Consider the following 17,842-nt stretch of genomic DNA (forward strand, 5'->3'; position numbering starts at 1 on the left):
TAGAAGGAATACCCACTATTATTATAAAAGTTTGCAGAATTAAATTCTATCATTGGATTTGTAAAATTAAATTCCATATAAATTGATTTAGGGATGGAATTTAGTTTTTCAATTTACGAAATATCACAAAACATCAAGAAACATCATATAACCTATTGAAAACAGTCGAAAATAGTGATATAATATAAAAAGGAATTTTGTAACCATCAACATTTGACGAGGTGAAAATAGTGAATGAAATGATGAATGACAAATGGATAGGCATTGAAGAAGCCGCAGAATATTTAGGTGTTAAGCCTATTACAGTTAGAGACTGGATAAAAAAAGACACAGGTATTCCTGCCCATAAAATCGGAAAGAAGTGGAAGTTTAAATCCTCTGAATTAGATGCATGGGTAAAAAGCGGAAAGAGTGCTATCGAATGATAGAGTATGTTAAAAAATAACTTATTAGAATGGAGATAAAAGACAAACTATTAAATGTCAATAATTAATTTAAAAAATTGATTTTAATAGTGTTTGTCCTGATTGAGAGGAGCAATCCGATGTTGTTTGATGTATTTAGTGGATTTTTGGGTACACTAAAAACAACTTTTCAAAATATATATTTTGAAAGCTCTTACATTTTAGATTTTCTGCTTTTTTAAGCTATTGATTCGGTCGTTTCGTTTTTATAAACAAAGCGATGAATTTCACCATTGACATCAGAATATTGATAAATCTGTTTTCTGGTATTCTTTGGAAAATCTAAAGATATTGAATTGAAGAACGTATTTCGGGTTTCTTCTGGTAATCGCATGATATTTTCATGCATGATTACAAAACTGCTTTCGTTTTTCATGATTGAATAGATATATCTGGCAATACGATTAGCAACTGCAATAACTGCCAGTTTATGACTGATGGTAGAATAAAAACCGTACAAGGTAAATGACAGAGAAAATCATTAATGGTACAATGTCATATGAATTGCAAAACAAGCAGAATGAGAGGGAAAGCATATGGCAAAACATATTTATGATAAGGAATTTAGAGAAGGAGTGATTCAATACTGCTTAGATCATCCAGATGAATCATATGTAAGCATATCAAAACGATTTGGTGTTCATGATACAACGATTGGTGGATGGATGAAAAGCTACAGGAAAAATGATAATGAAATTGTTGTGAGAGGAAGTGGAAATTATTCAAGTGATGATGCAAAAGAAATTGCTCGACTCAAAAAAGAATTGAAAGACACAAAGGATGCGTTAGAAGTCTTAAAAAAGGCTATAGGCATACTGGGAAAATAAACAAGCAGGACATCTATGAAACTGTTAGAGATTCAAAAAAGAAAGATCAAACAATTTCAATTTCCAGTGTGCTAAAAAAGTTGGATGTCAGCAAATCAGGTTATTATGACTATATCAACAGAAAACCAAGTCATACAAGCCAAAGGAGAGAAAAAATAACAAAAAAAGTTGAGAAAATCTATAAGGATTCATATGAGATATATGGTTCTCCCAAGATAACGCAGATACTCAATCAAAATGGAGAAAAAGTCAGCCAAAGATATATTTATTCCATAATGAGAGATAACAGCTGGAAGGCAAGATACATTAAGCCATACATTCAAACGACAATAAGTGTAGATTTTTCTTCAAAGCTGGAAAATTTGCTTAATAGACATTTCAATCCGGAAAAACCTGATTGTGCATGGTGTACAGATATTACCTATATAAAACATATGATGAGGGATTTGTCTATCTGACAAGCGTGATGGACCTGTATTCAAGGAAAATAATATCATGGGTGCTTACCAAGACAATGGAAGCAAATGAAATTCTAAAATGCATAGAAAAAGCGAAAGAGCGAAGAAAAGTAAAAAAACCACTGGTGATACAAAGCGATAGAGGTGTACAGTATACATCAATACAATATCAGGAAATGACTGAAGAATTTATAAGAAGTTATTCAAGAAAAGGGACACCATGGGATAATGCGTGTATAGAATCGTTTCATGCATTGATCAAGAGGGAGTGGTTAAACTTCTATAAGATCAGGAATTATGAAGAAGCATATCAATTGGTATTTGAATATATTGAAGGATTTTACAACACAAGTAGAATACATTCTCATTGTGAATATTATTCACCTAACAAATATGAGGAAAAATACAGATTAGCACAAACTAACCAAAATAAAACATCTTTTATTACAAATTCTGTAATTTAAGTTGTCCGAAATCTTGACATAGTACCAGAGAGGGTTAAGTCCGTTATTTTGGACACATAAGGGTGTATACTGGGTATTATCAAAAGTCTACCGAGATGTAAGCACATGGAAAATGATAATCCACAAGACAATATCTTTTTTCAAAATACACTGAAAGGACGAAAAAATCATGGCAAAGGAAAATGCTATTCTTGATAAAAAAGAACAATTAAATGAGGATTTAACGGAATCTTTTGATTTTGATGAGTTAGAGGAAAAGCTTCAGAGTCAATTGGAAGAGGAACTTGCGGATATGCAGTTCCTTGCAGAGGAAAAAGAGAAAATCGGAAACCCCGATAATCTTGGGAATGTCATCATGGACGTTGTATGGGAGCAGTTCATAAACCAGGTTGCGGTTACTGCGGGCGAAGATTTCATTAAAGAAAATAGAGGGCTTCATCTCTATTTGAGAAAAGAGGCACATATTCAGACTACAGAGAATTTTGCAGACGGCAAGATTGCCACACATAATACTGAAATTGATTATCAGCAAAGATATGATGATTGGCAGTCTAATTTTGTAAAAGACGAAAATGGTAATGTAGTAATACATCAAACAAGATCTGGAAAAGAAGAAGCAACTTTAGTTAAAGGGGCAAGAAAACCGTTTGATGAAGGACGCCCAACAGGCTCTGTGGAAAATCGTACGGATATGGACCACACTGTTTCGGCTGCAGAAATTATTAGAGACCCAGCTGCTAACGCCCATATGACGAAAGATGAACAGATTGCATTTGCAAATAGTGATGCCAATCTTAATGAAATGGATTCAAGCCTCAACCGTTCAAAAGGTGATAAGTCTATGACCGACTGGCTTGACAATCCAAACTCAAGTGGTCAAAAGCCGGACGAAATTTTTGATATTAGTGCTGAAGACGAAGCAAAATTGCGTCAAAAGGATGCAGAGGCTCGTGAAGAGTACGAAAAACAGAAAAAAGAAGCAGAACAAAAATCCATTGAGGCAGGCAAAAAATCAAGAAAAGAAGAAGCGTTCCGTATTGGTGGAAAGGCTCTTCGTGCGGTGCTTATGCAGTTGTTGGCTGAGCTTGTCAGAGAAATTGTTGCCAAAATGGTTAAATGGTTCAAGTCATCCAAGAAAGCTCTGGATACTCTATTGGATAGCCTTAAAGAAGCAATTCACTCCTTCATTGGAAAGATGAAGCAGCATCTGATTAATGCAGGTAACACACTTTTTACCACTGTTGCAACAGCTATTATAGGTCCTATTGTTGGAACGATTAAGAAAGTGTGGATTATGCTGAAACAGGGATGGAGTTCCCTCAAAAATGCTATCGCATATATCAAAGACCCTGCGAATAAAGGAAAGCCAATTGGACGGCTGATGATGGAAGTTGGTAAGATTGTAATTGCGGGCATGACAGGTATAGGTGTAATGGTGCTTGGAGAAGTAATCGAAAAAGGTCTAATGACCATCCCTATCTTCGCAGTAGAGATTCCGTTGCTTGGAAGTTTGGCGAATATTTTGGGCATTTTCCTTGGTGCTGTTGTCGCAGGTATAATCGGTGCGATAGCGATTAATATCATCGAGAAACAGATTGAAAAGAGCATGAAACGAGACAATGTCGATGCACAGATAGAGAAAGGCAATGAAATCTTAAGAACACAGCATCAGTTGCAGGCCGTTCATGAGGTGAAACTCGACCATACCAAAGGAACAACGGCGCAAAATATTCATGACCGACACGTTGCGGCAGCTAATGTGATGGCTGATTCAGTCGAAAACATAAGAAAGAATTGTGCTACGGATGAAAGCATTGATGATGCTTTCGATGATATTGATAAACTTTTTGATGAATTGGAGGACTAAGGATATGAAAAAGGTTTTATATGTTGTAGGGGCCGGATTAGTTGTGGGGGCGGTTGCCGCTACGCTTTATTGCATGAATAATAAGAAAAAGAAAGTATCCGAGGAGACTTGCGAACATAAAAAATTCGATGATAAGTTCGAAACAGAAAACAGTGAATCTTCAAAAGATATCATTATCGCCCAGGATGAGCCTGTGTATGAGGATGTTAAGAGAAGTATGTACTCCAGGCATGAAGGTGCAGCCACCGTCATGAAAGATTCGGTTGATACGATTCGTGAAAACATTAAGGTGTCTGAAAAAACGAATGACGAAATCGATGAGATTTCTTCCGAATTAGATAAGATGATAAGTGAGGATTAAAGATGAGCGAGTTGGTTATACAGTATCATGATTTTGAGAATGCCAAAAAGGAAATAAAGAAGTTCTCTGAACAAACCACAACGGATTTAGATTTGAGAAGAGTTGATGATTCCAAAGGTGTCGGCGAATTTTTGGGTGATTGGTTTTTCGGGCGTGGAATCGGAAAAGACCACCTGGTTAAAGGTGAGGAATTAAATGATTTGACGTCACAAATCCAAACGCATCTGCACAGCATCAATAATACCCAAATCAAATTGATTAAGGAGTTTGGACAGGTATATAGTGCGTTGGAGGCTTTGGACAAGGATTATATCCAGGCTATTCTGATTTCCATTAAGGCTACGGAAGAAACAAGTGAAGGGATTCAGAAAACCCAAGAGCAGATTAAAAAGATTGTAGAGAATCAGCGTAAAACACTTGAAGAACTCAAGAAGTTCAAACAGAAATTAGATGGATACACTCACTTGGGTGATATCGACAAAATATGGGGTGACTGCCAAAAATGGCATCAAGATATGGCGTCACTTACAAAGGAAATCTCTGCGGCTACGGAACACGGTAAAGACAACGATAAAAAACTTGAGGCGTTAAAGAGCGCATTGTCTACTGCTGAAAAGAAAACCGGAGACCTGTCAGTACAAATCTCGCAGATGATAGAAAGGTTGGAATCTGTCACATCATTTACAAGTGCTTTGGAAAAAATTACGCATCTACAAGATGTCGATGAAATGTGGGAGTCCCTTATTACCGCACATGAGGCATTGAAAAATATCGGTAGTGATATCGAAGCACTGAAAAAAGGTGCCGCTAAGCATCAAGAGGAAATAAATAAATTGCTTGTTTTTGTAGAGAAAGTATCTTCTCTTGAACATTTGATGGATGTGGACAAACTGTGGTCTTGCGCAGAAGAGCAGAAACATCATTTGAAGGAAATTGACCGTATTGATGATGAACAAACTGGTAGGTTAGATGCGTTAACACGGAAGCTTGAGGAAATAACTGACCGTGTATCAGCAAATGAAAAAACTTTAAAGAATCTGGATGAGAGCGTTAATAAGTTCAATAGTATGGCTCATTTGGAGGATGTGGACAGTACATGGAATACTGTAAAGGAACATTCCGAACAGTTAAGTGAGATGGAAAAGCAGAATGATGCCATTGTTGCTTCTGTTCAGAAAAATAAGGAAGAAGTAGAGGCGAAAATTGCAGCATCTATTCAAGAAACGAACAATACAATCGAGTCTTTAACAAAGAAGATTAAGTATGCGTATTGGATTGCCGGAGGGGCTGCAGGATTGGCAATAATCGAGTTGCTTTTGCTTCTGCTATGAAGGTGATATGATGGACAAGTATGGTCAAGCACTAATTAATAGTGCATCGAAATTAGATGCCGTTACGGATGCTTGTGGTGAAATAACAAAGTTAGCAACTGTGATTGTGGAAGAATGTAGTAAATCGGCCACCATCGCTTTGCTCAAAAAGATATCAGAAGCTGTTGATAATCCGAAATATAAAATAGAGGTTAAACGTGCGGCACAGGTTGTTAATTCCAACCTGATTGAATTTTATGGTTATTCCACTATTCAGAGTATTTGCAAACCTGTTTCGGATGAAGATGATGATACAAGAACTATCGAAGACTTGTTGGATGAATTAAACGCTCTTGTTGGATTGGAAAAAGTAAAGGATAAAGTCCAAGATTTAATTGTGTATCAAAAGGTGCAGGAGATGCGTAGAGAGAAAAATCTTCATTCCGCTAAAAACACATTACATCTTGCTTTTACAGGAAACCCTGGAACAGGAAAAACAACAGTTGCCAGAATTGTGGGTAGAATTTACAAACAAATTGGCTTGCTTTCAAAAGGACATTTTGTTGAAGTTTCGAGAACAGACCTCATTGCCGGATACCAAGGGCAGACAGCACTTAAAGTGAAAAAAGTAATTGAACAAGCCAAAGGTGGGGTGTTGTTCATTGATGAAGCCTATAGCATCACGGAAAATGACCATTCTGATTCTTATGGCAGGGAATGTTTAACGGAGCTGACAAAAGCCTTAGAAGATTATAGAGATGATTTGGTGGTGATTGTTGCGGGATACACAGAGCCTATGAATAAGTTTTTTGAGTCCAATCCTGGCTTAAAATCTCGTTTCAACACCTTTATTGAGTTCGATGACTATAATTCTATTGAGTTGGACAAGATACTTCTTTCCATGTGTAAAAATAACGATTATGTCTTGGATGATGAAGCTAAAGAAAAAATACATTTGTATTTCGAACAACAGACTGCATCAAAGGATGAGTACTTCGCAAATGGTAGGTTGGTAAGAAATCTTTATGATGATTTGGTTATGAATCATGCAAGACGAGTAATCAATACTGCAAATCCAGGGAGTGAAGAACTGTCTACGATTAAAGCGGTAGACTTTATATTTACCACGAAAAACGGATGCAACGATAATTAAGATTAAGAAGGGAGTGACCACAGTGGCTGATATGAAACAGATACACGATTTCGCTGTCAAATGGTGCGATAAATTTCGTGATCAGAACATTAATTACATAGATTTGGTTGACCACTTTATGGCTGATGATTGTGCTGCTCTTGGTTTTGAGATGGACTGTGGCCACGCTTTTTCTGAAAGATATGGACAGGCAGCAAACAACTATGAGGCTCTGGACAGAATCATTGATGATGTCACAGACATCCCCCTGCTTGGGTCTGCAATTTATTCTCAATGGAGATATTTCAACCATTGGGCGTATGACGCAGCAGAAATATTGGATTCCCAAAACCGAGCGTGGTTTATTCTGGCGTTAAGCCGATTGGCACTTCTTTCTGGAGAGAATCCATTTATTTTCCAAGGCACACTGAAAAAGATGCGTATTGTATCAAATAATATCTGTTACGGTCCCATGCCGGATCCTAATGATGAAGTGGAACAACACCTTACCATCAATGATGAAGGTCGCGTTTGGTTTTCCGGATATAACTTTGGCCACAGTGGAGAAAGATACGAAAAAGCACGAAATAAGAATTTTAAAATTGAAAAAGTTGCTACTGACAGATTACTCTGTGCAATTGCAGCTTATTTTGGTAACGAATACGATGAAATTTTTGCTACAGATATTGGCAATTGGGAGATGGAACTAACAAATACCGAGGGAACAGTTTATAAATTCCGTGGTTCGCTGTGTGCTGATTTTGACTATGAGGGCATCGATTTATCTGACCTTGTACGTGATACTGTTGGTATGGATGGTTTGTATGTCTTTGATGGAAATTGCAAACCGGATGTGATAAACAGAATCGCATTGGACTACCACAGAGTCACAAAAATAAAACCTAAGGAAGTGCCGGAAGGAGCAACCTGGGAATTTGTTACATGGGATTACACAGAGCACCTAATTATTGACAGAGAAACAGAAACCCTTGAACACATCCAAAATATAGGGTCTGGCTATAAGGTTTCTCGTAAGTATGAAATTGAAGGAGGAATTGAAAGTCTGCTTGAAAATTTCAATGCAGAGGATTTGTTTTCACACATTGAAGGGAATCCCGACGATGTGATAGATACTCCAAACGAAACCAAGGATTATAAAATTACCATCGATTACAAAAAGAGTCCACAGCGTGTTATCGAAGGCAACTATGATAAAAATGGTCTGCCGGAGGATTTTGCGGATTTTGCAGAGACGGTATTTGAGTTTATAAGATTTTATGGATTGGGGGGGAGGTTCTCGATCCATCGGTTTACGGCAAGGCAAAACGCCGCAAATCGGAATACATTTTCTGCAGCGTTACCTTTGATGAGGGATACAAGAGTTATTATTATCTGACAGATGATGATAGCATTGAAATTGGTGACTTCGTGCTTGTGCCTGCAGGTAAGGATAACCATGAGGCGGTTGTAGAGGTAGTGAATATTGAGTATTTCAGTGAAGAAAATGTGCCTCTACCTATTGAAAAAACAAAGAGAATCATCCGTAAGTGTACGGACGAGGATTTCGACCCGTCTGTAGCGTAAGCGGAAAATATGAATTTACAGAGTTGATGAAACACAAAGGGAGACGGAAAAATATGATTGAACAAATTTTTAAATTAACACAAGGAAATGAAAAAACAGTTGAAAAGGTAATTATTGATGAAAATATACACTATATGCATATGATCTTGAATAAGGGTGAATGTCTGCCAGAGCATTTTTCAAATGCAAAAAGTGTGTATATTACAGTTGTTCGCGGAACATTATCAGCGACTTTGAATGAACAGGAAACACATGAATATCAGGCAGGAACAGTATTAAAAGTTCCATTCCATACAAAAATGAACTTAAAAAATGTTTCTGAAGAAACGCTGGAGTTTATTGTTGTTAAAGCACCGGCGCCAAACTGCTAAATTCCAGTTTTATGGATATGTTTCCACAAACGACTAAACAACGAAAAAGGCTGTGGATATGTTCCCTTGCTCGTAAAAATAGCAAGGACATTCAGCCTATCGTATCAAGCCATATTGAAAGTGTCGTACTTTTGAGTCGAAATCTATAGAAAAAGATAGATGAAAATAATTATTTTTATCAAAAAGCATATACAAAAGAGTATATTTCATATATAGTAATACAAGTAGACAATCAATCAGGAGGGTTAATAATGATTGAAATATTAAAAGCGATATTGTTCGGTATTGTAGAAGGTGTGACAGAATGGCTTCCTATCAGCAGTACAGGACATATGATTTTACTTGATGAATTTATTAAATTGGATGTAAGTCCAGAATTTTATAGTTTGTTTCAGGTTGTCATTCAGTTGGGTGCAATTATGGCTGTTGTTATTTTGTTTTGGAATGATTTTTTTCCTTTTGGAAAAAAAGACAATCCATATCCATTAGCTAAAGATGGTTTATTATCTTATGTAAAAGTTGATAAGGTTGTCTTATGGATTAAAATATTAGTAGCCTGTATTCCAGCAGCAGTCGTTGGGGTACTCTTTGATGAACAACTAGAAGCAATGTTCTATAATTATCAGACAGTATCTATAGCATTGATTGTTTTTGGGATTGCGTTTATTGTGATTGAAAATAGAAATGCGCATCAACATAGTCGCATCCATTCATTACGAAATATTACAATTCAGACAGCTTTACTGATTGGTGTATTTCAGCTGATTGCAGCGATTTTCCCTGGAACATCACGTTCAGGTGCAACGATTGTAGGAGCTTTATTATTAGGCGTATCTAGAACCGTTGCAGCTGAGTTTACATTCTTTTTAGCGATTCCAGTTATGTTTGGAGCTTCACTATTAAAGATTGTTAAATTTGGTCTGTCTTTTACAATGCAGGAAGCAACAATTCTTATTGTTGGTATGGTTGTCGCCTTTGTTGTTTCTGTATTTGTTATTAAGTTTTTAATGAGTTATATTAAAAAACATGACTTTAAAGTTTTTGGATGGTATCGTATTGTTTTAGGTATCATAGTTCTTGTATATTTTATGTTTTTAGGATAACACGATTTCTGTCGTGTTTTTCTTTGTATGGAGGAAATATGAAGTATCAGTTAGTGCATTCATGTGATGAAGAACTTTATCAGTTTTATTTGCGTCAAAGAACGTATTTTTCATTGGATGTTCAAGAAATAACTTATGATTATATTAATCAGGATATGTTGGGGCCTGAGGGGTTTGATGAAAGAAATCATTTTCACTATAAAATATATGAACATCAAACAATGATTGCTTATATAGATTATATGCTTGGCTATCGTTTTTCTATGAAACATGATCAGTCGTATTTATGGATTGGTTTGTTTCTAGTAGAAGAAAGCTTATGGCATCATCATTATGGTCAAAGAATTATTCAAAGATTATGTCAAAATTATTCTCAATATACGATACAGCTAGCTTGTTTATCTCAAAATAAAAACGGAAAGGCTTTTTGGCAAGCTATGGGCTTTAAAGAAATAGCTCGTTCATATTGGGGTCATGAAGAAGTTGTAATATTTGAAAAACAGTCTATGGAGGTATTATGAGTTTTATTGATTTTGAAAAAGAATATATGAATACAAAAAAAGAGAGTCAATATATTCATCGTTATTGCAATATGTTTGCTGTGTTAAGACTTGTCTTTTTTTGCGTGATGATTGTATTGTTATTATTGGGATATTATTGGCAAAACATTGGCTATGTTTTAGCAGGAATTTTCTTTATTGGATTTATAGGCGTGGTTATCATTCATAATCGTTATAAAAAACAAGATCTTTATATCCAATCCCTTTTGAAAACATATAAGCGTCATATTGATAGAAAAGAGGGGAAATGGAAAGAATTCGAAGAGAATGGAGAGGCTTTTTTAAGTGATCAGGACTATAAAAGCCTTGATTTGGATGTTTTAGGTCAAAATTCATTATATCAGATGATTTGTGTAGCATTTACCCAACAAGGGAAAAAGCAATTAGCAGATTATCTGATTCAGGATAGCAGCTATGATCAAATGATGGAACGTCAAAAAGCAGTTAAAGAATTGGCAGATATGCCAGAATTTGTTGTTCGATTAGAAACATTAGGTTCAATGATTCCAGAACAAAAAAAGAATGGCATTGAAAAATGGATGGCATATATTCAAAATCAGTCCATTCCAACATTATTACGATTTTTATTTATTATACCTTTGATTATCTGCTGTAGTTTGATTTGTGTCTGTTTTGGATGGGGCACACCATATAGTCAAGCCATATTGGAAGTAGGAGTCGTTTTACAATTGTGTATTACGTTTTTAAAATATCGTTATCATCAGGAAATGTTTGAACCAATTGCATACTTATCCACAGGTTTGGAAAGTTATGCACAGAGTTATGCACAAATTGTGAACAACTCATTTTCTTCATCTTATCTAAAATCATTACAATCAAATATAACGCATCAAGAGGATGCTATAAAGGCTATTTTACAACTTTCGCGTATAAGTCAAAAGGTTATCTATCGTCAAAATATTTTTGCTTTTCTATTTTTAAATGGTTTAGGATTATTTGATTATTATATTCAATATCAATATGCCAAGTGGCTCAAGCAATATAGTCATGCTGTTCCAAAATGGTTTGAAAGTTTAGCGCATATAGAAGCATTAATGAGCTTGGCAATTTTAAAAGTGGATCAGTTTGATGTTGTCTTGCCCGATATTCAGAAACAGAAAACATTATCATTCCATGATTTGCGTCATCCTTTAATCGATCCTTATCATGTTGTTGGAAATGATTTTGAAATGCAGGAATCTTTATGTGTGATTACAGGTTCTAACATGTCTGGAAAAACAACATTTATGCGAACTATTGCTTTAAATTTAATTTTAGCATATGCCGGGGGATTTGTTTTTGCTAAAAATATGAGCTGTTTTCCAATGCATATTATGACCTCGATGCGTGTGAAAGATAATGTGGAAGAAGGTATTTCTACTTTTTATGGAGAACTTTTACGTATTAAGGAAATGATTGAATATTCTCATAAGAAACAACCAATGATTTGTTTTATTGATGAGATTTTTAAAGGAACAAACTCTTTGGATCGTATTGCCGGAGCAAAAGCAACGATTGAAAAGTTATCCTTACCTTATGCTTATACCTTTTTAACAACGCATGATTTAGAACTAGGTCAGCTAAAAAAACAGAATTATCATTTTGATGAATACTATGAAGATGAACACATATATTTTGATTATAAAATCAAAAAAGGCATATCAAAATCAAGCAATGGGCAATTCTTATTAAAACAGGTTGGTATTCTTGATTGATAGGGGGTTAATGGAAATGAAAGAAAAAACAATGAAAGATATGTTTAAATTAACTTTTGGCGAAGAGGTTGGAAATGCTGTCAGTCATGGTGTGATGGCTTTACTATGTTTATTATCCTTGCCTTTTGTAGCTGTATATTCATATATTAAAGGTGGAGTTGTTCGTAGTGTAGGTGTTTCTATTTTTGTTATTTGTTTATTTTTAATGTTTTTGATTTCAACAATATATCATAGTATGGCTTATGATTCTAAACAGAAATATGTCTTTAGAAAATTAGATCATATCTGCATCTATTTAGCGATTGCTGGAAGTTATACACCCGTAGCTTTATGTGTCGTTCAAGGCTGGGTTGGTATTTTAATTTTAGTTATTCAATGGTCTGCAGTTTTAGCTGGAATTTTATTGAAAGCTATTGCGAAACGATCTTTTCCCGTTTTATCTACGACTATTTATTTAGTCATGGGATGGATAGCCATTATCTTTATTCCATTTCTTATTCATTCTTCTTTCTGGTTTTTGTTTTTTATTGTTATGGGTGGAATCATGTATTCCGTAGGTGTTTTCTTCTATGCTAAGCATAAAAAATATTTTCATTTTGTCTGGCATTTATTCATTAATTGCGCAAGTATTTTACATTTTATAGCAATTGTTTTTCTCATGTAATAAAAACCCCAGGACAGAGCTTTGGCTTGTCTTTGGGGTTATTTTTCTTCATTTGTTTCATAAAAAGTATCAAGTATTCTTTCGGCAATCATTTTATATTGATTACTTAAAGAACAGATTAATAATAAAATGAAAACAAGTTGGTAAGAGTTATCTAAATCTATGTGTTGATTTTTAATTAAGTTTTGAATAGAAACTGTCACATCATGAGATAACTCTTTTTGTATGTTTAAATAATTATTATAAATGGGTTCAATTTCTTCCATATGATCATGGAAAGGCTGTAAAATCTTTTTGATTTCCTGGATAGAAATAGTATTTTTTAGTGAATAAATAAATAACATTTGTAAAATATGATTTTTTGTATATTTCTTTCCTTTGATAGGTTTTAATAATCCTTCTTTAGAATAATTATTAATCATTGTTTTGGTTAGAAGCTTATCATTATCATGTCGCTTATTATCAGCAAGATTAATATCAAATAAAGTCATAATTTGATCCATATACAAATCAAGAGAAGGTATATCTTCCGATTTTAAATGACTCATGTTTTCAATCTGATCTAAAATCATATCTAATTTTTCATTGTTCATAAACTCACCTCATAAATAACTATACATGAATTTATACAAAATAACAATATCTCGTTGACAAATGGTTAAAATAAAATATAATAGATGTATAAAGTAGTATTAAATACTACATATAAAGGAGTTGATATTGTGAGAAAGTTGTTTCAGAAAGCTATGGATCCTATTAGCAGTGAAACTCATTTTATAGGGGCATGCTTATCTTTTATTGGTTTATTGATTATGATTTTTATTGGAATACAGAAAGATACGTCACCGGCTGTTTTATGTGCTGGAATCATTTTTGGCATATCATTGATTGCTTTATATAGTGCCAGTTCAATTTATCATTTTTTTAGTGGCAGTCAAAGAATAAAAACGATTTTAAGAAAATTAGACCATTCAATGATCTATGTATTAATAGTTGGAACTTATACTCCAGTTGTTATTGCATGTATGCCTGCGCCTCATTCATATTATTTTCTTGCTGTTTTGTGGAGTGTTGCTATTATTGGAATTATTTTAAAAATCTGTTGGTTAAATGCACCTCGTGCAGTTGCAACAGCTATTTATTTGATTTTAGGATGGTCTATCTTATTTGATTTTCAATCATTTAGAGGTATTCCTTTACCTTGTTTGTTCTTAATTGCCTGTGGTGGTATTGCATATTCTATTGGTGCTTTTATTTATATTTTTAAAAAACCTAATTTAACGAAAGATTTTGGCTTTCATGAACTTTTCCATATATTTGTCATTATGGGTTCAGTATTTCATTATCTGGCAATTGTTATTTTTATTTTATAAAAAGCATATCTATGCTTTTTTTCTTTGCTTTATATGTCATTTTTGCTTATAATAGGAACTGGTGATAAAAGAATGAAAAAATTAAAATTAACATATCAGACTATGATATTATATGTTTTGACCTTTTTGGTCATTGTTATTGGAGATCAGGTGACAAAAATCATTGTTGATCATACATTATCTCTAGGAGGTAGTTATTCCATTATAGATAATTTCTTTTATTTTACATATACACATAATACAGGGGCAGCCTGGGGAATGTTGGCAGGTAAAATAAATCTATTCGTGATTGTATGGATAGTTGCTGCGATTGGAATTGTTTATTATTTTATCAAATCTGAACCCTATCAAAAATTGACACGTTTTGGATTGGTACTTGTTTTTGGGGGATCAATTGGCAATTTAATTGATCGTATTGCCTTTGGATATGTAAGAGATTTTATTGATTTTATTATTTTTGGATATAATTTTCCTATTTTTAATGTTGCTGATATGGCGATTACTATTGGTATGGCGTTAGTCATCTTAGAAATATGTATAGAGGAGTATAAAGCATGGAAACTATCAAAATCACAGTAGATGAAGAACATAAAGGTCAAAGGCTGGATAAATTGTTGTCTGGTTATTTGAAAGATATGTCAAGAACACAGATTCAACAATTAATTCGTCAACAAAATGTGACTGTGAATGATGTCATTGTTAAATCAAGTTATAAAGCCGAAATAGGAGATATTTGTTGTGTATCTATTCCTGAACCAGAAAATACAGATATATTACCAGAGAATATTCCACTTGATATTGTTTATGAAGATCAGGATGTCATTGTGGTCAACAAACCAAGTGGTATGATTGTTCATCCATCAGCAGGTATTTATTCAGGAACTCTTGTGAATGCTTTATTATATCATTGTCAAGATTTATCAGGTATTAATGGCGTGATGCGACCAGGTATTGTTCATCGTATTGATAAGGAAACAAGTGGTTTATTAATGGTTGCAAAAAATGATTTGGCACATCAAAGTTTAAGTGAGCAGTTACAGGAGCATACAGTTACAAGACGTTACTATGCATTAGTTCATGGTTTGATTCCTCATGAGTTTGGACGAATTGAAGCACCTATTGGACGTGATCCTCGTGATCGCCAGAAAATGACTTGTACTGATAAAAATGCCAAGGAAGCAATCACAAATTTTAAAGTGATTGAACGTTTTCGTGATATGAGTTTGGTTGAATGTCGTTTAGAAACTGGACGTACACATCAAATTCGTGTTCATATGCAATATATTGGACATCCTGTATATGGTGATCCACAATATGGACTTAGACGTGATGATACAAGTCATGGTCAATATTTACATGCTAAAATTTTAGGATTTATTCATCCGCGAACACATGAAGAATTATATTTTGAAAGTGAGTTACCAGATTTCTTTTTAAATAAACTTTCACAACTAAGAGAAGAAATGGGGGAATAAAAATGTCTAAAGTGATTAGTTGGGATCAGTATTTTATGGGAATTGCAAAATTATCAGCATATCGTTCAAAAGATCCTAATACACAAGTGGGGGCTTGTATTGTGAGTCCTGAAAATAAAATCGTAGGTGTTGGATATAATGGATTGCCTTGGGGATGTGAGGATACGGAATTTCCTTGGAACAGTCGAGAAGGGGATATGTATGATACAAAATATCCATATGTTGTTCATGCTGAGTTAAATGCAATTTTAAATAGTATTCAAAATCTTAAGGGATGTCGTATCTATGTATCATTATTTCCTTGTCATGAATGTGTGAAAGCTATTATTCAAAGTGGTATTCAAAAGATTATTTACGAAGATGATAAATATAATGATACACCTAGTGATCGTGCTGCAAAGCGTATGCTGGATGCTGCAGGTGTTGCCTATCAAAAAATGCAACGCTTCGATATAGAGATTAAAGATTAATAAAAAAGCTGAGTTATATTGTTTTGGCGCTTTAAATAATCGCGGGGTTTTATAAAAAAGCTTTAAAAAAATTGTGGGGCAGAAACACCCCACTTTTATTTTAAAGGAAATTGCAGACATTCATTATTTTATTTCCTTTTTTTATATTTTCCTCTATAATTACCTATTCTTTTAATACTTTCTTTATTTTCATTTATTAGATATTTTTCATATTGGTTTTGTGAATAAATGAATTTGTTCCTGGCTCTTTTAAAATTGCTTAATCCATTTGCATTACTTATAATTTTCTTTATATAGTTATTCTTTCCTTCTATAGGTCCGTTTGAAAGTCTTCTTCCATCATACCAATGAAATGAATTTAATATCTCCTGTTTCCGGTTTGTGAGTGTCTTTGCACATTCAATCATCTCCTGTATATTTGATAATTTCATTCTTTTTATTAATGAATCGAATTCTTTTGTTTTTTTATCTATATCAAATGTCTCCTGATTTTCATTATTGAAGTTGATGTATTCTTCTTTTATTTTATAGGCTTCATTGAGTATAGGATTAATTTGAAGGATTCTTTCCTTTAAGCCTAGTTCAGTTGTTGTATGTCCTAAAACTCTATCATAGTAGAATTTTTCAAAGTTTAAACTGTCTTCATTTTTAAGAATAATATAATATCTGCTTTTAAGAAGTTTGTAATCTACAGAATTTTTAAGTTCATCAGTAGAATACTTCTTCATGATTCTTTTTCTTACCTGATTCAATGAATCATTAACTTTTTTGACTACATGAAAAGGATCAACACAGATAATAGCACTTTTAAAAAAATTATGAATAATGAACTTATAATTAGAATACATATCTATAATGATATATTTAACTTGATTTCGTTCTTCAAGAGGAATGTGGAAGAAATAGTCATAAAGATCTTCACTCCATCTAGATTCCACAATATCAATAATATATTTTTTAGAAAAATCCATAATCATAAAAGCATATTTCTTTTTTGCATGTCTGTTGAAATAGAATTCATCAAAACAGAGGATATGAGTAAGAGTTTTTCTTTTGATTTGAACATGTCTATCGAAGATATCGACAACAGTAGAAACAGAAACACCATATTTTTTAGCTACAGAAGAAAATGTAGAAGTGTAAGGTTTCAAATCATTAAGAATATTGATAACAGTAGAAGCAGTAAGGATATGTCTGGTACCAGTAAAGGGAGAATATTCAACGAAGGACTTGCCACAGTCCTTGCAGCAATAACGACGTTGTTTATAGAAAATAAAAGAATGAGAATGAATTAAAACTTTATGATTTAATTTTCTGATTTTATAATCTTTAATTCTATCGGTTAAAGAACCACAATGAGGACAAACCTGAATAGATCTTTTAAGAATAATAATAAAATCAGAAGATTCAGTTTTGGTAATAGATTCAATAAAATCCAAATCTTTTTCTTTTAAATCAAGAAGTTTAATGATAAAATCGTTCATGAGGAACCTCCTTTCAAGATATAAATGTCTGCAAACATATATTATATCAGGAGGTTTCTTTTTATTATGAAATTACCCCATTTAGAAATTAAAGCAGAAAAAGGCAAACCCCGTAATAAAATTAAAGGTTAAGGTTTACCCCGCGATTATTTAATATACC

At 33.6% G+C, this 17,842-nt stretch carries 21 protein-coding genes; 18 read left to right on the plus strand and 3 right to left on the minus strand.

Features of this window, described 5'->3' with window-relative positions:
- The first annotated feature begins 239 nt into the window (after positions 1-239).
- Positions 240-425 carry a helix-turn-helix domain-containing protein gene (locus B5E79_RS11815; RefSeq protein ID WP_201751298.1) on the plus strand — a complete coding sequence of 62 codons (186 nt, stop codon included), beginning with the start codon at positions 240-242 and terminating at the stop codon, positions 423-425.
- Positions 426-642: 217 nt separating this feature from the next.
- On the opposite strand, the gene B5E79_RS13350 is transcribed toward B5E79_RS11815, so the two are convergent.
- Complete coding sequence (locus tag B5E79_RS13350) at positions 643-924, minus strand: hypothetical protein (RefSeq protein WP_129739659.1); 282 nt, start codon at positions 922-924, stop codon at positions 643-645.
- Between the two features lie 76 nt (positions 925-1,000).
- Between B5E79_RS13350 and B5E79_RS11820 the strand changes: the two genes are divergently transcribed.
- The 13 genes from B5E79_RS11820 to trhA (B5E79_RS11875) all read left to right on the plus strand — a co-directional run bounded on the left by B5E79_RS11820 (position 1,001) and on the right by trhA (B5E79_RS11875) (position 12,880).
- Positions 1,001-1,291: a hypothetical protein gene (locus B5E79_RS11820; protein ID WP_087298169.1), complete on the plus strand. Its 291-nt coding sequence runs from the start codon at positions 1,001-1,003 to the stop codon at positions 1,289-1,291.
- A 68-nt stretch (positions 1,292-1,359) separates the two neighbouring features.
- Complete coding sequence (locus B5E79_RS14065) at positions 1,360-1,749, plus strand: IS3 family transposase (protein ID WP_479684572.1); 390 nt, start codon at positions 1,360-1,362, stop codon at positions 1,747-1,749.
- The gene (locus tag B5E79_RS13705; protein ID WP_255376362.1) at positions 1,695-2,213 is read left to right on the plus strand and encodes a DDE-type integrase/transposase/recombinase; all 519 of its coding nucleotides are present in this window, start codon (positions 1,695-1,697) and stop codon (positions 2,211-2,213) included. The genes B5E79_RS14065 and B5E79_RS13705 overlap by 55 nt, the downstream gene beginning before the upstream one ends.
- A gap of 169 nt (positions 2,214-2,382) precedes the next feature.
- Positions 2,383-4,080 (plus strand): cation diffusion facilitator family transporter, encoded by a 1,698-nt coding sequence (locus B5E79_RS11830; protein WP_087298170.1) that lies wholly within the window; start codon positions 2,383-2,385, stop codon positions 4,078-4,080.
- A gap of 4 nt (positions 4,081-4,084) precedes the next feature.
- Entirely contained in the window at positions 4,085-4,441 is a 357-nt protein-coding gene (locus B5E79_RS11835; protein WP_087298171.1) for a hypothetical protein, read from the plus strand.
- A gap of 2 nt (positions 4,442-4,443) precedes the next feature.
- Positions 4,444-5,772, plus strand: a complete 1,329-nt coding sequence (locus B5E79_RS11840; RefSeq protein ID WP_087298172.1) for a coiled-coil domain-containing protein — start codon at positions 4,444-4,446, stop codon at positions 5,770-5,772.
- A 10-nt stretch (positions 5,773-5,782) separates the two neighbouring features.
- Positions 5,783-6,904: an AAA family ATPase gene (locus B5E79_RS11845; protein WP_087298173.1), complete on the plus strand. Its 1,122-nt coding sequence runs from the start codon at positions 5,783-5,785 to the stop codon at positions 6,902-6,904.
- A gap of 22 nt (positions 6,905-6,926) precedes the next feature.
- On the plus strand, positions 6,927-8,279 hold the full coding sequence (locus B5E79_RS11850; protein WP_206393199.1) for a hypothetical protein: 1,353 nt from the start codon (positions 6,927-6,929) through the stop codon (positions 8,277-8,279).
- A 241-nt stretch (positions 8,280-8,520) separates the two neighbouring features.
- Entirely contained in the window at positions 8,521-8,838 is a 318-nt protein-coding gene (locus tag B5E79_RS11855) for a cupin domain-containing protein (protein ID WP_087298174.1), read from the plus strand.
- A 251-nt stretch (positions 8,839-9,089) separates the two neighbouring features.
- Entirely contained in the window at positions 9,090-9,941 is an 852-nt protein-coding gene (locus tag B5E79_RS11860; protein ID WP_087298175.1) for an undecaprenyl-diphosphate phosphatase, read from the plus strand.
- Positions 9,942-9,979: 38 nt separating this feature from the next.
- Positions 9,980-10,462 carry a GNAT family N-acetyltransferase gene (locus tag B5E79_RS11865; protein WP_087298176.1) on the plus strand — a complete coding sequence of 161 codons (483 nt, stop codon included), beginning with the start codon at positions 9,980-9,982 and terminating at the stop codon, positions 10,460-10,462.
- Positions 10,459-12,216, plus strand: coding sequence for a MutS-related protein (locus tag B5E79_RS11870; protein ID WP_087298177.1), 1,758 nt, complete (start codon positions 10,459-10,461; stop codon positions 12,214-12,216). Before B5E79_RS11865 ends, B5E79_RS11870 begins: the two co-directional genes overlap by 4 nt.
- 16 nt (positions 12,217-12,232) lie before the next feature.
- Positions 12,233-12,880, plus strand: a complete 648-nt coding sequence (trhA, locus tag B5E79_RS11875) for a PAQR family membrane homeostasis protein TrhA (protein WP_087244977.1) — start codon at positions 12,233-12,235, stop codon at positions 12,878-12,880.
- 38 nt (positions 12,881-12,918) lie between these two features.
- Here the strand turns inward: trhA (B5E79_RS11875) and B5E79_RS11880 are convergent, their stop codons facing one another.
- Complete coding sequence (locus tag B5E79_RS11880; protein WP_087298178.1) at positions 12,919-13,473, minus strand: DUF1836 domain-containing protein; 555 nt, start codon at positions 13,471-13,473, stop codon at positions 12,919-12,921.
- Positions 13,474-13,602: 129 nt separating this feature from the next.
- On the opposite strand from B5E79_RS11880, the gene trhA (B5E79_RS11885) reads away from it, so the two are divergent.
- The 4 genes from trhA (B5E79_RS11885) (at position 13,603) to B5E79_RS11900 (ending at position 16,198) form a co-directional block, all read left to right on the plus strand.
- Complete coding sequence (gene trhA, locus B5E79_RS11885) at positions 13,603-14,253, plus strand: PAQR family membrane homeostasis protein TrhA (protein ID WP_087298179.1); 651 nt, start codon at positions 13,603-13,605, stop codon at positions 14,251-14,253.
- A 72-nt stretch (positions 14,254-14,325) separates the two neighbouring features.
- A complete protein-coding gene (lspA, locus tag B5E79_RS11890; RefSeq protein ID WP_087244963.1) occupies positions 14,326-14,832 on the plus strand; it encodes a signal peptidase II in 507 nt (168 codons plus the stop codon).
- Positions 14,808-15,728, plus strand: a complete 921-nt coding sequence (locus tag B5E79_RS11895; protein WP_087298180.1) for an RluA family pseudouridine synthase — start codon at positions 14,808-14,810, stop codon at positions 15,726-15,728. The genes lspA and B5E79_RS11895 overlap by 25 nt, the downstream gene beginning before the upstream one ends.
- Positions 15,729-15,730: 2 nt before the next feature.
- Positions 15,731-16,198 carry a deoxycytidylate deaminase gene (locus B5E79_RS11900; protein ID WP_087244965.1) on the plus strand — a complete coding sequence of 156 codons (468 nt, stop codon included), beginning with the start codon at positions 15,731-15,733 and terminating at the stop codon, positions 16,196-16,198.
- A 128-nt stretch (positions 16,199-16,326) separates the two neighbouring features.
- Here B5E79_RS11900 and B5E79_RS11905 read toward each other — a convergent pair whose 3' ends face one another.
- Positions 16,327-17,682, minus strand: a complete 1,356-nt coding sequence (locus B5E79_RS11905; RefSeq protein ID WP_087298181.1) for an ISL3 family transposase — start codon at positions 17,680-17,682, stop codon at positions 16,327-16,329.
- Positions 17,683-17,842 lie beyond the last annotated feature (160 nt).

Source organism: Massilimicrobiota sp. An134, from assembly GCF_002160815.1.
Classification (GTDB): Bacteria; Bacillota_I; Bacilli_A; order Erysipelotrichales; family Coprobacillaceae; genus Allocoprobacillus; species Allocoprobacillus merdigallinarum.

Excerpts from the sequence above, each read along its gene's own strand:
- B5E79_RS11815 (WP_201751298.1), top strand. The coding sequence starts at position 240 with ATGATGAATGACAAATGGATAGGCATTGAAGAAGCCGCAGAATATTTA.
- B5E79_RS11820 (WP_087298169.1), top strand. The coding sequence starts at position 1,001 with ATGGCAAAACATATTTATGATAAGGAATTTAGAGAAGGAGTGATTCAA.
- B5E79_RS13705 (WP_255376362.1), top strand. The coding sequence starts at position 1,695 with ATGGTGTACAGATATTACCTATATAAAACATATGATGAGGGATTTGTC.
- B5E79_RS11830 (WP_087298170.1), top strand. The coding sequence starts at position 2,383 with ATGGCAAAGGAAAATGCTATTCTTGATAAAAAAGAACAATTAAATGAG.
- B5E79_RS11835 (WP_087298171.1), top strand. The coding sequence starts at position 4,085 with ATGAAAAAGGTTTTATATGTTGTAGGGGCCGGATTAGTTGTGGGGGCG.
- B5E79_RS11840 (WP_087298172.1), top strand. The coding sequence starts at position 4,444 with ATGAGCGAGTTGGTTATACAGTATCATGATTTTGAGAATGCCAAAAAG.
- B5E79_RS11845 (WP_087298173.1), top strand. The coding sequence starts at position 5,783 with ATGGACAAGTATGGTCAAGCACTAATTAATAGTGCATCGAAATTAGAT.
- B5E79_RS11855 (WP_087298174.1), top strand. The coding sequence starts at position 8,521 with ATGATTGAACAAATTTTTAAATTAACACAAGGAAATGAAAAAACAGTT.
- B5E79_RS11860 (WP_087298175.1), top strand. The coding sequence starts at position 9,090 with ATGATTGAAATATTAAAAGCGATATTGTTCGGTATTGTAGAAGGTGTG.
- B5E79_RS11865 (WP_087298176.1), top strand. The coding sequence starts at position 9,980 with ATGAAGTATCAGTTAGTGCATTCATGTGATGAAGAACTTTATCAGTTT.
- B5E79_RS11870 (WP_087298177.1), top strand. The coding sequence starts at position 10,459 with ATGAGTTTTATTGATTTTGAAAAAGAATATATGAATACAAAAAAAGAG.
- trhA (WP_087244977.1), top strand. The coding sequence starts at position 12,233 with ATGAAAGAAAAAACAATGAAAGATATGTTTAAATTAACTTTTGGCGAA.
- B5E79_RS11880 (WP_087298178.1), bottom strand. The coding sequence starts at position 13,473 with ATGAACAATGAAAAATTAGATATGATTTTAGATCAGATTGAAAACATG.
- lspA (WP_087244963.1), top strand. The coding sequence starts at position 14,326 with ATGAAAAAATTAAAATTAACATATCAGACTATGATATTATATGTTTTG.
- B5E79_RS11895 (WP_087298180.1), top strand. The coding sequence starts at position 14,808 with ATGGAAACTATCAAAATCACAGTAGATGAAGAACATAAAGGTCAAAGG.
- B5E79_RS11900 (WP_087244965.1), top strand. The coding sequence starts at position 15,731 with ATGTCTAAAGTGATTAGTTGGGATCAGTATTTTATGGGAATTGCAAAA.
- B5E79_RS11905 (WP_087298181.1), bottom strand. The coding sequence starts at position 17,682 with ATGAACGATTTTATCATTAAACTTCTTGATTTAAAAGAAAAAGATTTG.